General features: G+C 73.7%; 12 protein-coding genes and 1 pseudogene. 10 read left to right on the top strand and 3 right to left on the bottom strand.

All coding sequences use genetic code 11. The annotated features are described in order from the left end of the window. Positions 1 to 20 precede the first annotated feature (20 nt). The 7 genes and pseudogenes from JFN87_RS16850 to mug all read left to right on the top strand — a co-directional run bounded on the left by JFN87_RS16850 (position 21) and on the right by mug (position 6,213). Positions 21 to 452 carry a Fur family transcriptional regulator gene (locus JFN87_RS16850; RefSeq protein ID WP_209340904.1) on the top strand — a complete coding sequence of 144 codons (432 nt, stop codon included), beginning with the start codon at positions 21 to 23 and terminating at the stop codon, positions 450 to 452. Positions 453 to 540: 88 nt separating this feature from the next. Then, positions 541 to 813, top strand: a pseudogene (locus tag JFN87_RS16845) (GNAT family N-acetyltransferase); the annotation flags it as partial. A 130-nt stretch (positions 814 to 943) separates the two neighbouring features. Further along, positions 944 to 2,290, top strand: a complete 1,347-nt coding sequence (locus tag JFN87_RS16840; protein ID WP_209340902.1) for a hemolysin family protein — start codon at positions 944 to 946, stop codon at positions 2,288 to 2,290. Next, complete coding sequence (locus tag JFN87_RS16835) at positions 2,287 to 3,300, top strand: hemolysin family protein (RefSeq protein WP_209340901.1); 1,014 nt, start codon at positions 2,287 to 2,289, stop codon at positions 3,298 to 3,300. The genes JFN87_RS16840 and JFN87_RS16835 overlap by 4 nt, the downstream gene beginning before the upstream one ends. A gap of 44 nt (positions 3,301 to 3,344) precedes the next feature. After that, positions 3,345 to 4,118: an SGNH/GDSL hydrolase family protein gene (locus JFN87_RS16830; protein ID WP_209340900.1), complete on the top strand. Its 774-nt coding sequence runs from the start codon at positions 3,345 to 3,347 to the stop codon at positions 4,116 to 4,118. Positions 4,119 to 4,201: 83 nt separating this feature from the next. After that, positions 4,202 to 5,641: an adenylosuccinate lyase gene (purB, locus tag JFN87_RS16825; RefSeq protein WP_209340899.1), complete on the top strand. Its 1,440-nt coding sequence runs from the start codon at positions 4,202 to 4,204 to the stop codon at positions 5,639 to 5,641. 5 nt (positions 5,642 to 5,646) lie between these two features. Further along, on the top strand, positions 5,647 to 6,213 hold the full coding sequence (mug, locus tag JFN87_RS16820) for a G/U mismatch-specific DNA glycosylase (RefSeq protein ID WP_209340898.1): 567 nt from the start codon (positions 5,647 to 5,649) through the stop codon (positions 6,211 to 6,213). A 33-nt stretch (positions 6,214 to 6,246) separates the two neighbouring features. On the opposite strand, the gene JFN87_RS16815 is transcribed toward mug, so the two are convergent. Beyond that, complete coding sequence (locus tag JFN87_RS16815; RefSeq protein ID WP_209340897.1) at positions 6,247 to 6,696, bottom strand: hypothetical protein; 450 nt, start codon at positions 6,694 to 6,696, stop codon at positions 6,247 to 6,249. 209 nt (positions 6,697 to 6,905) lie between these two features. Here JFN87_RS16815 and JFN87_RS16810 point away from each other — a divergent pair, with 209 nt between their 5' ends. Beyond that, entirely contained in the window at positions 6,906 to 8,063 is a 1,158-nt protein-coding gene (locus tag JFN87_RS16810; RefSeq protein ID WP_209340896.1) for an ROK family transcriptional regulator, read from the top strand. Positions 8,064 to 8,128: 65 nt separating this feature from the next. On the opposite strand, the gene JFN87_RS16805 is transcribed toward JFN87_RS16810, so the two are convergent. Continuing rightward, the gene (locus tag JFN87_RS16805; RefSeq protein WP_209340895.1) at positions 8,129 to 8,896 is read right to left on the bottom strand and encodes a GntR family transcriptional regulator; all 768 of its coding nucleotides are present in this window, start codon (positions 8,894 to 8,896) and stop codon (positions 8,129 to 8,131) included. 314 nt (positions 8,897 to 9,210) lie between these two features. On the opposite strand from JFN87_RS16805, the gene JFN87_RS16800 reads away from it, so the two are divergent. Continuing rightward, entirely contained in the window at positions 9,211 to 9,822 is a 612-nt protein-coding gene (locus JFN87_RS16800) for a GNAT family N-acetyltransferase (protein ID WP_307865485.1), read from the top strand. A 42-nt stretch (positions 9,823 to 9,864) separates the two neighbouring features. Then, positions 9,865 to 11,547 carry a DUF885 domain-containing protein gene (locus JFN87_RS16795; protein WP_209340893.1) on the top strand — a complete coding sequence of 561 codons (1,683 nt, stop codon included), beginning with the start codon at positions 9,865 to 9,867 and terminating at the stop codon, positions 11,545 to 11,547. Between the two features lie 55 nt (positions 11,548 to 11,602). Here the strand turns inward: JFN87_RS16795 and JFN87_RS16790 are convergent. Beyond that, on the bottom strand, positions 11,603 to 12,861 hold a 1,259-nt coding region (locus JFN87_RS16790), incomplete at its 5' end, for an SbcC/MukB-like Walker B domain-containing protein (protein ID WP_372449241.1).

Here is a 12,861-nt window from a genome sequence, read left to right as displayed (position 1 = left end):
TCCGTGAAGGGGTGGACCGAGTGAGCGACCTGGTGGAGCGACTGCGCGGGCAGGGGTGGCGGATGACCGCGCAGCGGCGGGTCGTCGCGCAGGTACTCGACGGCGACCACACGCACCTGACCGCGGACGAGGTGCATGCCCGCGCCTCGCGCCTGCTGCCCGAGATATCCCGCGCGACGGTCTACAACACCCTGGGCGAGATGGTCTCCCTCGGCGAGGTCATCGAGGTCGCCACGGACGGCCGCGCCAAGCGCTACGACCCCAATGCCCGCCGCCCGCACCAGCACCTCGTCTGCTCGGGCTGCGGCACGATTCGCGACGTCCACCCCACCGGCTCGCCGCTGGGCGACCTGCCGGTCGCGGAGCGGTTCGGGTTCACCGTCACTGAGGCGGACATCACCTACCGCGGCCTGTGCCCGTCCTGCGCGTCCGGCGCCGCCGGGGCGGCGTAGCGTCCGCGCGGCGCGGAAACCGCTCGCCGGCGCGCCGCCGCTCTGCTTGGTTCGTTCCATGAGCGATCTCTACATCCGCCGCGCGACCCTCGCGGAGCGCGAGGGGAGTCTCGCCGGGACCGTGATAGCCGGGTTCGACGGCTGGCGGTGCTGCGCCTACCGGCTGGCCGTCCATCCGGGCCACCGCCGTCAGGGTGTCGCCACCGCCCTGCTGGAAGCGGCCGAGCGGCGCTTCGCCGCACTCGGCGGGCGGCGCGTCGACGCCATGGTCCTGGAGGACAACGCCCGGGCCCACGCCGCCTGGGGCGCGGCCGGCTACCGGCGTGAGGACCACTGGCGGCGCTGGGTCAAGCCGCTGTAGGCGCCGGCTCGGGCCCGGCCCTGCCACCCCTTCCGATCCCTTTGCCTTTCCTTTACCTTCGGGCGTACTGGATGCCGGTACCGAGCGCGCCGCACGCGGTTGACCGATCATGGGGGACGGAGGTGAACCGTTGACCGAGGTGCTTCTCCTCGCCGTGGCGGTGCTGCTCTCGCTGCTCTGCGGTGCCTTCGTCGCGGCCGAGTTCTCGCTGACCACCGTGGAGCGCGGCGACCTGGAGCTGGCCGCGCAGCGCGGCGAGCGGGGCGCGGCCGGGGCGCTGCGCGCCGTGCGGAGCCTGACGTTTCAGCTCTCCGGCTCGCAGCTCGGCATCACGGTGACCAACCTGGTCGTCGGCATGCTCGCGGAGCCGTCCGTGTCCACGCTGATCCGCGGCCCCATCGAGGCGGCGGGTCTCTCACGCTCGGCGGCGTCCTCCCTCGCCCTCGTGATCGGGACGGCGCTGTCCACCGTCTTCCTCATGGTCGTCGGCGAGCTGGTGCCGAAGAACTGGGCGATCTCCTCCCCCGTCGCCGTGGCCAAGGTCGTGGCGACTCCGCAGTCGTACTTCACGACCGTGTTCAAGCCGTTCATCGGCCACCTGAACAACATGGCCAACCGCGTCGTGCGCGGCTTCGGGCTCGAACCCATCGAGGAGCTCGCGTCCGCCCGCTCGCCGCAGGAGCTGGTCGCCCTGGCGCGGCACTCGGTGAAGGAGGGCGCGCTCGAGCCCGACACGGCCGACCTGTTCGTCAGGACGCTGAGCCTGTCGGAGCTGACGGCGGAGAACGTGATGACCCCGCGCGTGCAGGTCATCGCGCTCGACGTGCAGGCGACGGCGGAGGACGTGGCGAACGCCACCAGGGCGACGGGCCTGTCCCGCTTCCCCGTGCACCGGGGCGGCCTCGACACCGTCGTGGGCACGGCGCACGTCAAGGACGTGCTCGCGGTGCCCGCCGACGAGCGGCCCAGGCGCCCCGTCACCGCGCTGATGCGCGAGCCGCTGCTCGTGCCGGAGACCCTGACCGTCGACCGCCTGCTCGACCGGCTCACCGGGCGCCGCACCATGGCCGTGGTCATCGACGAGTACGGCGGCACGGCGGGCGTGGTGACGCTGGAGGACATCGTCGAGGAGGTCGTCGGCGAGGTGCGCGACGAGCACGACCCGCACGAGACGTCCGACCTGGCGCGCATCGGCGAGGACGCGGCCGGCCGCGCGCTGTGGTCGGCGGACGGCGCCGTGCGGGCCGGCCGGCTGGCTGACATCGGCCTGCGCGTCCCCGACGGCCCCTACGAGACGCTCGCCGGGTTCGTCGCCGCCGAGCTCGGCCGCATCCCCGCCGAGGGCGACACGGCCTCCACCGGCGACGGCTGGCAGCTGGAGGTGTCGGACGCGCGCGGCCGGCGCGCGGCGCGGGTGACGCTCAGGGCGCCGCTGCCGCCCGCGGCAGGCGCGGACGGGGAGGAGGTGGGCGCGTGACCGCCGTCCAGTTCGTCATCGCGCTGCTGACGCTCGTGGTGAACGCCTTCTTCGTCGGCGCCGAGTTCTCCCTCGTCTCCGTGCGGCGCAGCCAGATCGAGCCGATGGCCGAGGACGGCGACAAACGCGCGCGCCGCGTGATCTGGGGCCTCGAACACATCTCTGCGCTGCTCGCGGCCGCGCAGCTCGGCATCACGCTGTGCACCCTGGTGCTCGGCATCGTGGCGGAGCCGGCGATCGCGCACGTCCTGGAACCGGCCTTCCACGCGATCGGCCTGCCGTCGGGCGTGGGCCACACCATCGCGTTCGTCATCGCCCTGGTCGTCGCGACGTACCTGCACATGCTGCTCGGCGAGATGGTGCCGAAGAACGTGGCGCTCGCCGGGCCCGCGCGCGTCGCGCTGCTGCTCGGCCCGCCGCTCGTGGCCCTGTCGCGGGCGCTCAAGCCGGTGATCCTCGCGATCAACGCCTTCGCGAACGCGCTGCTCAAGGTGGTGCGGGTGGACGCGAGGGACGAGGTCGTCTCCGTGTTCTCCGACGCCGAGCTGGGGCGCCTCGTCACGGAGACCAGCCACGCCGGGCTCCTCGACGACCGCGCGTCGGAGCGCCTGCACGACGCGTTGGAGCTGGGCAGGCGCCCGGTGCGTGACGTGGTGACGCCGCTTGAGCGGGTCGTGTCGGCGCGCTTCGGCGTGTCGGCGGAGGGCCTCGAGCAGCTGTCCGCGCGGTCCGGCTTCTCCCGGTTCCCCGTCGTCGACTCGGCGCGGCGGATCCTCGGGTACCTGCATGTGAAGGACGCCCTGGACGCCGTGGACCGCGACCGGCCCTTCGCGGTCGCCGACATGCGCCCCATCGCGCGCGTCAGGGACGCGACACCGATGGACGACGTGCTGACGGCGATGCGCCGCGGCCGCACCCATCTGGCGGCCGTACTCGACGAGGACGGCAAGCTGGAGGGGCTCGTGACCATGGAGGACGTGCTGCGGGAGCTGGTCGGCAGGCACAGCTGAGGGGCGGCCGAGCATTACTACCGCACGGTAGGATCATCGTCGTCATGGAGACGATGGACGAGTACACGAGCTTCGTCGCCGTCGGCGACTCCTTCACCGAGGGCATGTCCGACGTGCTGCCCGACGGCTCGTACCGGGGCTGGGCCGATCTGCTCGCGGCGCGCTTCGCGCAGCGCACGCCGGGGTTTCGCTACGCGAACCTCGCGGTGCGCGGCAAGCTGATCGGCCAGATCGTCGACGAGCAGGTGGACACGGCGGCCGCGATGACGCCCGACCTGATCACGCTCGTCGGCGGGCTGAACGACGTGCTGCGCCCGAAGGTCGACATGGGGCGGGTGCGCGGTCTGCTCGAAGAGGCCGTCGAGCGGCTCGCCCCGGCCTGCAAGCAGCTCGTCCTGATGCGCAGCCCCGGCAGGAACGGCCCGGTGATGGAGCGGGTGCGGCCGCGCATGGAGGAGCTGTTCGCCCACGTGGACGACCTCGCCGCCCGCCACGACGCGCTCGTCGTCGACCTGTACGGGACGCCCGTACTGGCCGACCAGCGCCTGTGGGGCGTGGACCGGCTGCACCCGACGGCCGAGGGGCACCGCAGGATCGCCGAGGCCGTGTGGGAGACGCTCGGGCACGAGGCGGGGCACGACTGGCGCGCCGCGCTTCCCCCGCACGTGCCGCCGGGGTGGCTGCTGCGGCGCGGCAGCGACCTGCGGTTCGCGAAGCAGTACCTGTGGCCGTGGATCGTGCGCCGGGCGACGGGCCGCTCGTCGGGTGACGGGCGTCCGCCCAAGCGCCCGGAGCTCGTGCCGTACGAGCCGTCCTGAGCGGGTGCGGGCCGCCGTGAGCCCGTACGAGCCGTCCCGGGCCCGTGCGGGCCCACCGGGCACGCCACAGTAAAATCACGGGTGTGACAGCCCCCGCGAAGCCACGCATCCCCAATGTCCTTGCCGGCCGCTACGCCTCCACGCAGCTCGCCGTCGTCTGGTCCCCCGAGCACAAGGTCGTCCTGGAGCGCAGGCTCTGGCTCGCCGTGCTGCGCGCCCAGCGCGACCTCGGCATCGAGGTGCCGGAATCGGCCGTGGCCGACTACGAGAGCGTGCTCGACGAGGTCGACCTGGCGTCGATCGCCGAGCGCGAGAAGGTCACCCGGCACGACGTGAAGGCGCGCATCGAGGAGTTCAACGCGCTCGCGGGGCACGAGCAGATCCACAAGGGCATGACCTCGCGCGACCTCACGGAGAACGTGGAGCAGCTGCAGATCCGGGTCTCGCTCGAACTGATGCGGGATCGCACCGTCGCGGTGCTGGCGCGGCTCGGCAGGCTGGCCTCCGAGCACGCGGCGCTCGTAATGGCGGGCCGCTCGCACAACGTGGCCGCGCAGACCATCACGCTCGGCAAGCGCTTCGCGACGGCCGCCGACGAGCTGCTCGTGGCGTACGCGCGGCTGGAGAACCTGCTGGAGCGCTACCCGCTGCGCGGCGTCAAGGGCCCGGTGGGCACGTCGCAGGACATGCTCGACCTGCTGGGCGGCGACGCGGCCGCCCTGGCCGACCTGGAGCGCAGGATCGCCGGCCACCTCGGCTTCGCCCGCGAGTTCACGTCGGTCGGGCAGGTCTACCCGCGCTCGCTCGACTACGACGTGGTGTCGACGCTGGTGCAGCTGGCCGCGGCGCCGTCCTCGCTGGCGAAGACGATCCGCCTGATGGCGGGGCACGAGCTCGTCACCGAGGGGTTCAAGCCCGGCCAGGTCGGCTCGTCCGCGATGCCGCACAAGATGAACACCCGCTCCTGCGAGCGCGTGAACGGCCTGATGGTCATCCTGCGCGGCTACGCCTCGATGACCGGCGAGCTGTCGGGCGACCAGTGGAACGAGGGCGATGTGTCCTGCTCCGTGGTGCGCCGCGTCGCGCTGCCGGACGCGTTCTTCGCGTTCGACGGGCTGCTGGAGACCTTCCTCACCGTGCTGGATGAGTTCGGCGCGTTCCCCGCCGTCGTGGCACGCGAGCTCGACCGCTACCTGCCGTTCCTCGCGACGACGAAGGTCCTGATGGCCGCCGTCAGGTCCGGCGTCGGCCGGGAGGCCGCCCACGAGGTCATCAAGGAGCACGCGGTGGCGTCGGCGCTGGCCATGCGCGAGCAGGGCGCGGAACGCAACGAGCTCCTCGACCGGCTGGCGGCCGACGACCGCATCCCGCTCGACCGGGCGGCGCTGGACGCGCTCATGGCGGACAAGCTGTCCTTCACGGGCGCGGCCGGCGACCAGATCGCCACCGTGGCCGGGCGGATCGAGGAGATCGTGAAACTCCACCCGGACGCCGCCGGGTACACGCCGGGCTCCATCCTCTGACGCGGATGGCCCGCTCCCCCCGCGTCACGCCCGCCGAACTCGAAGCCGCGCGCGGCCGCCTCGTCCCCGACGTGGCGGCGCCCGGCCTGCGCGTGCTGTTCTGCGGCATCAATCCCGGCCTGCTGTCGGCGGCTGTCGGCCGCCATTTCGCACGCCCCGGCAACCGCTTCTGGCCGGTGCTCCACCTGTCGGGCTTCACGCCGCGCCTGCTGCGCCCCGACGAGCAGGACGAGTTGCCCCGGTACGGCCTCGGCACCACCAACGTCGTGGCCCGGGCGTCGGCGCGGGCGGACGAGCTGTCCGACGCGGAGCTGCGCGAGGGCGGGGACATCCTGCGCGCCAAGGTGGAGCGGCTGCGGCCGCGCTGGCTCGCGGTCGCGGGCATCACCGCGTACCGCACGGCGTTCGGCGACGAGTTCGGCGCCAAGAAGGCGCGGGTAGGGCGCCAGGACCTCACGATCGGCACGACGAGGGTCTGGGCGCTGCCCAACCCGAGCGGCCTGAACGCGCACTGGACAGTGGAGACCATGGCCGAGGAGTTCGCCGCACTCCGCGCGGCCTCGGAAGCGTAGGTCACCCCGACGCGCCCTGGACCCGCGGCCGGGTCAGGGCGGGTCGGTCGCGGTGACCACCGCGACGAGCGCGCGCTCGTGGTCGTCGCCGAACCCCGAGACGCCTATGGCCATCCAGCGTCCCGCCCTCTGCCACACGTTCAGTTCCGGTACGGCGTGCGCCAGTTGGCGCCACGGCTCCGGCAACCGCTCGCCGGCCGCCTCCCGCAGCAGCAGACCCGCCGGCGAGACGACGTCCGGCTCCTCGCCCCACAACGCCCGTACCGCGGCCACGAGCCATCCGCACTCGCCGTCCTGCCGCTCCTCCTCCGCCCGCGCGTCCGCCACGTCACCGTCCCAGACGGGCGTGGAGTCCAACTCGGCCCAGTGGTAGAGCGGCCCGCTCACGACACCACCCGTCCTCGACGGGACCGCGGGGAACGGCCGCACACACAACTTCTCGACGACGACGGCACGCTCGGCGGCACGGTCGCTGGCAGTCATGCCCCCAGTAAACCGCCCGGCACCGACAATCTGTCCGGCCGTCAGTCACCCGGCCCCCGCAAGCAGGGGCCGCCACCTGCGCCGCACGGGACGGCGTGCCGCCGCCGGGCGATCTTCGGCCGGGTGTCCGACGGGAACCGCCGGCGCTCGCTTCCGCGGGCGACCAGCGAGTAGCATCCGGGCACACCCGTACGGCCAGGGAGGGCACAGTGGGGCGGCTGACCGGCGGAGACCCTTCTCTGTTGCGGCGGATCAACTCCGCCGTGGTCCTGCACGCCCTGCGGGACTCGACACCTCTCACGCTGACCGATCTGAGCGGTCTCACCGGGCTATCGCGGCCGACCGTCGAGGGCGTGGTGGACGATCTCATGGAGGGCGGCCTCGTCGTCGAGGCTCCGGCCGAGGACGGCGAGGCGCGGCGGCAGGGGCGTCCGGCGCGGCGGTTCCGCTTCCGGGTGGAGGCCGGGCATCTGCTGGGGATCGAGATCGGCCCGCACCGGGTGGCCGCGCTGCTCTCCGAGCTCGATGGCCGCACCGTCGGCGCGGGACGGCGCGATGTGCCGGAGTCGGCGGACGCCGACGAGCGCCTGGACCGGGTGCGGGCCGTGGTCGCGGACGTGCTGCGCCGTGCGGGCGTGGCGCGCGGATCGCTGCGGGCCGTCGGCGTGGGAAGCCCCGGCATCGTGGAGGCGGGCGGCACGGTGCGGCTGTGCACGGCGCTGCCCGGCTGGACGGGCCTGCCGCTGGGCGACCGGCTGCGCAGGTCGTTCAAGTGCCCCGTGGTGGTGGAGAACGATGCCAACGCGGCGGCGGTGGCCGAGCACTGGAAGGGCGTCGCGGCAGAGTCGGAGGACGTCGTGTTCGTCCTCGCGGGGCTGAGCCCCGGCGCGGGTGCGCTGATCGGCGGCCGGCTGCACCGGGGGTTCGGCGGCGCGGCGGGCGAGATCGGGGCGCTGCACCTGCTGGGCCGTGAGGCGAAGCCCGAGACGCTGCTGTCGACGACGGGCGAGCCGCTGCACCCGCTCGACGAGCGGGCCGTGACGCAGGTCTTCGCGCTCGCCAAGGACGGCGACGCGCGGGCGGTCGAGGCGATGCGGCGCTTCACCGGGCGGCTGGTGCACGACGTGGCGGCGCTCGCGCTCGCCCTCGACCCCGAGATGGTCGTCATCGGCGGCTGGGCGGCCGGGCTCGACGGCGTGCTGGAGCCGCTGCGCCACGAGCTGTCCCGATTCTGCCTGCGGCCGCCGCGCGTGGAGTTGTCGCTGCTCGGCGAGGCGGCCGTGGCCACGGGGGCGCTGCGCCTCGCGCTCGACCACGTCGAGGAGGAGCTGTTCGCGGTGGAGCGGACGGTGACGGCCCGCCGCTGAGGAGCCGGGAGGATCCGGACGGCGGGAACGCTCAGGAGAGGTGGGCGCTCGCGAGGCGCGGGCGCTCAGGAGGCGCGGCGCTCCCGCTGCGGGTCGTCGCTGATCTCGATCTCGCCCGTGTCCCCGAACGTCAGCCTGCACGTGTCGGCGCGGTACGTGGCGAGGGAGACGGCGGCTGTGCGGCCGTCCACCAGGTAGCGCGTCGTGACGACGAGGACGGGAGCGCCGGGCAGCCGGTCGAGTTCCTTCGCGTCGTCCGCACGGGCCGAACCGAGCTCGACCGACCTGTCCTGGCCGTTGACGCCGGCCCGCTGGAGCTCGCGCAGAACGCTGCGGGCCCTGGCAGGTCCTGACGGCGTCTCTATGGCGGGGAGGTCGGGGACCGACGCGGCCGGCACGTAGAGCAGTTCGGCCGCCACGCACTGCCCGTGCGTGGAGCGGACGCGGCGTACGGCGTGCACCTCTTCCGACGGGCCGGTCTCCAGCAGGCGCGCCACCGCCGCCGGCGGGGCCACGAGCGCGCAGTCCAGGGGCTGCCAGGCGTCCTCGGGCGCGCCGGGACCGCCCGCCCCGGTGGCGGACACGTCGACGCCGAGCCTGGGCGGCGCCACCGTCGTGCCGACGCCCCGCCTGCGCTGGAGGCGGCCCTCCAGCTCCAGCTGTTCGAGCGCCTGCCGCAGCGTCGCGCGGGCGACGCCGAACCTGGCCGCCAACTCGCGTTCGTTCGGGAGGATCTCGCCCACCGTGAATTCGGAGTCGAGTGCCTCACCGAGCACGGTCTTGAGGTGCCAGTACTTCGGTTCCGGCACTGTCTCCAGCTGCGTGGTCCCCACCCTGCGCCTCCGCGATCGCCGTGTCCGGCAGGATTCCATGCCCTTATTTATTAAAGGTTCCTGCACTAAAAGTGACGATAGAACTCCCGTAAGACTTGGTCAAGACCAATGCGCCCCCTCGTCACTCCGGCGATCCAGGGGGATACTTTCCGTGCATGATCAGACCGACCGGCCCGACCGGCCCGACCCACCGGCCCGCCCGTGCGGCCCCGCAAGAACGGCTTGAAATGACACAAAGGAAGCCAAAGCCATCCTTAACCTCACAGACACGATCCGTTCGTGGCGACGAAACACCCGTCGGCCACAGTGACGTCATGAACCACCGGCCGACGCATGGACAGCGGACCGCCTGCCCGCCCGCGGGCGAGCACGGCGGGCACGGCGCGCACGGGGGGAACATCACGGTGCGTCCGGTCCGCGAGGAGGACCGCGCGGCCGCCGTCGCGCTGCACGGCCGCTGCTCCGCGCGGACTCTCACGGCGCGCTACCGGTCTCCGGCGGGTGACGCGGACGACGCGAACGGCTACCTCGGGCATCTGCTCAGCCCGCGCTTCGGCCACACGCTCGGCGCCTGGACGGCCGGCGGCGAACTGGTGGGGATGGGGCACCTGCTGTGGGACGGGGACGACGCGGAGGTCGCCCTCCTCGTCGAGGACGCCTGGCAGCGGTGCGGCATCGGCACCGCGCTGCTCGAACAACTGACGGCACTGGCGGCGGGCGCCGGCTACCCCGACGTCTACGCCGTGACGGGGACGGCGGACCGGGGCATGGCCGCGGCGCTGCGCCGCCTCGGACTGCCGCTCGGCCACCGGGTGGAGGACGAGGCGACCGTGGTCCTCACCCTGGCACTCGGCCGTGCGGCCGTCCGCACGGCGGCGCCCGGCGACGCGGGCCTCCTGTTCGGGGCGGGCAGCCCCGAGCGCTGATCCCACGTGACGCACGGCCCCCGCGTCGTAGAGGATGTCCGCATGTCAGACACAGCCGGCAGCGCGCTGCCCCGTCAGGTCGCCGACGCCTACGTCGACGCACTCATCGAACTCGACCCGATCACCGGCACCTACCTCGGTGTCAAGGAGAGCAACGGCCGCCTCCCCGACTTCTCGCCCGCGGGCGCGGCGGCCCAGGCCGCGCTGAACCGCGCGACCCTCGCCGAGCTGGACGAGGCGGAGCGGCGGCCGGGCGCGGACGCCGACGCCGAGCGGCTCTGCGGGCGGCTGCTGCGGGAGCGGCTGACGGCGGAACTGGCCGTGCACGAGGCGGACGAGCACCTGTGCGCGGTGAGCAACATCCACTCGCCCGCGCACAGCGTCCGCGAGGTGTTCACGCTGATGCCCACGCAGTCCGACGAGGACTGGGCGGCCGTCCTCGACCGGCTGGGCGCCGTGCCCGCCGCGCTGGAGGGCTACCGTGCCTCGCTCGGCCTCGGCCTCGAGCGCGGCCTCAAGGGCGGCCCGCGGCCCGCCGCGACGTTCGTCGAGCAGCTCACCGAATGGGCCGGCGATGAGCGCGGCTGGTTCGAGGAGTTCGTCGCCGACGCGCCCGAGGCGCGCCGCAAGGAGCTGACGGCGGCGGCCCAGGCGGCGACGGCCGCGGTGCGCGACCTGCGCGACTGGATGCGGGACGTGTACGCGCCGGCCGTGGCGGGCGCGCCCGACACCGTGGGCGCCGAGCGCTACGCCCGCTGGTCGCGCTACTTCAACGGCACGGACCTGGATCTGGACGAGGCGTACGCGTACGGCTGGTCCGAGTACCACCGGCTGCTGGCCGAGATGCGCAAGGAAGCCGCGAAGATCCTGCCGGGGGCCACGCCCTGGGAGGCCCTCGCCCACCTCGACGAGCACGGCAAGCACATCGAGGGGGTCGACGAGGTCAGGGCGTGGCTCCAGGGCCTGATGGACGAGGCGATGGACGCCCTCGACGGCACCCACTTCGAACTGGCGCCCCGCGTGCGGAAGGTGGAGGCGATGATCGCGCCTCCCGGCGGCGCCGCCGCCCCTTACTACTCGCCGCCGTCCGAGGACTTCTCCCGCCCCGGCCGCACCTGGCTGCCGACGATGGGCGAGACGCGCTTCCCGGTCTACGACCTGGTGTCGACGTGGTACCACGAGGGCGTCCCCGGCCACCACCTGCAGCTCGCGCAGTGGACGCACATCGCCGACCGGCTCTCCCGCTACCAGGCGACCGTCGGCATGGTCAGTGCCAACGCCGAGGGCTGGGCGCTGTACGCGGAGCGGCTGATGGACGAACTCGGGTTCCTGCCCGACGCGGAGCGCAGGCTCGGCTACCTCGACGCGCAGATGATGCGCGCCTGCCGCGTCATCGTGGACATCGGCATGCACCTGGAGATGGAGATCCCGGCGGATTCGCCGTTCCACCCGGGCGAGCGGTGGACGCCGGCGCTCGCGCAGGAGTTCTTCGGCATGCACAGCGGCAGGCCCGCGGACTTCGTGGAGAGCGAGCTGGTGCGCTACCTGTCAATGCCGGGGCAGGCCATCGGCTACAAGCTGGGCGAGCGGGCGTGGCTGCTCGGCCGGGAGAAGGCGCGCGAGCGCCGGGGCAGCGACTTCGACTTGAAGACGTGGCACATGGCGGCGCTCTCCCAGGGGTCGCTGGGGCTCGACGACTTGGTGGACGTGTTGTCCAAGCTCTGATCGCTCCCGCCGGTGGCCGCGCCGAAGCGGCCGCCGGCTGCCGGCGTCCCGCCGCTCAGTCCTGTGGTGCCGTGCGCAGCCGCACCGCGGAACCGTGCCGCTCCTTGACCACCTCGAGCTGGGTGGGGATGCGGCGGCGCAGGTCGGCGACGTGGCTGACGATGCCGACGCTGCGGTCACGCTCGCGCAGCCCGTCCAGCACGTCGAGGACCTCGTCGAGTGTCTGGTCGTCCAGGGTGCCGAACCCCTCGTCGATGAAGAGCGTGTCGAGGCGCACCCCGCCCGCCTCGTCGCTGACCACGTCGGCGAGGCCGAGGGCCAGGGCGAGGGAGGCGAAGAAGGTCTCGCCGCCGGACAGCGTGGCCGTGTCGCGTGCGCTGCCCGTCCACGCGTCGACCACCTGGAGCCCGAGGCCAGAGCGCCGCTGGCCGCTCCTGGCGTCGGTGTGCACCAGCGCGTACCGGCCCGACGACATGTGCTGGAGGCGTACGGTCGCGGCTGCCGCGACCTGTTCGAGCCGGGCCGCGAGGACGTACGACTCCAGGCGCATGCGCCGCTCGTTGTCCGCGGACGTGCCGGCGGTGAGGGTGGCGAGCCGCGCCACCCGGTCGTACTCGCCGCGCAGTGGCCCGAGGGCGCGCGCCTCGGACTCGGCGCGGCGCGACAGCGCCGCCAGCGCCTCCCGGCGCTCGACCGCCGCGGCGAGGGCCGTGGACGCGACACGCAGCGCGCGCTCCGCCGTCTCGTGCGCGGCCTGGGCCTGTTCGGGGACGGCCGGGGCGTGCGCGCCCGCCTCGTTCGCGTCCGCTTCCGCGAGCCGCTCGGCGACGATCGCGGCCTCCCGCTGCCAGGCGTCGATGGTGTGCTGGAGCGCGCGGCGCCCGGCGCCGTCGAGCAGCGCCGCCGCGGCGGCCTCCGGCGTGTCGAAGCCGGCGCGGAACGCGGCGTCCGCGAGGCGCGCGTCGGCGTCCTTGAGCCTGCGTGCGGTGGCCTCGACGGCGCGTACCGCCTCGGCGGCCGCTGCGAGACCGTCCGCTCGGCGCCCCAGTTCGGCCGCGCGCTGGGCGACGCTGCCCGCCGCGCCCCGTACGCGCGTCAGCTCCCGCTCGACGGCGGCCTGTTCGCGGTCGAGCGCCTCGCGCTGCGAGGTGCGGGCGGCGATCCTTCGCTCGGCCTCCTGGAGCACGGCCTGCCTCTCGCGGTGTTCGCGCTCCCCCGCGGCCAGCGCCTCGCGCGCGGGGTGCGCCAGATCGGTAGAGCACACGACTGAACCCCGGTCACCCATGCGACTCGCATGCCATCCTCTGCATGAGG

The organism is Streptomyces montanisoli (assembly GCF_017813245.1).
GTDB lineage: Bacteria > Actinomycetota > Actinomycetes > Streptomycetales > Streptomycetaceae > Streptomyces > Streptomyces montanisoli.
This window is presented reverse-complemented; position numbering and strand designations above follow the sequence as displayed.

What these genes read in the sequence shown, in the direction of transcription:
- JFN87_RS16795 (WP_209340893.1), top strand. Translation starts at nt 9,865, where the DNA reads ATGTCAGACACAGCCGGCAGCGCGCTGCCCCGTCAGGTCGCCGACGCC.
- mug (WP_209340898.1), top strand. Translation starts at nt 5,647, where the DNA reads ATGGCCCGCTCCCCCCGCGTCACGCCCGCCGAACTCGAAGCCGCGCGC.
- JFN87_RS16800 (WP_307865485.1), top strand. Translation starts at nt 9,211, where the DNA reads ATGAACCACCGGCCGACGCATGGACAGCGGACCGCCTGCCCGCCCGCG.
- JFN87_RS16815 (WP_209340897.1), bottom strand. Translation starts at nt 6,696, where the DNA reads ATGACTGCCAGCGACCGTGCCGCCGAGCGTGCCGTCGTCGTCGAGAAG.
- JFN87_RS16830 (WP_209340900.1), top strand. Translation starts at nt 3,345, where the DNA reads ATGGAGACGATGGACGAGTACACGAGCTTCGTCGCCGTCGGCGACTCC.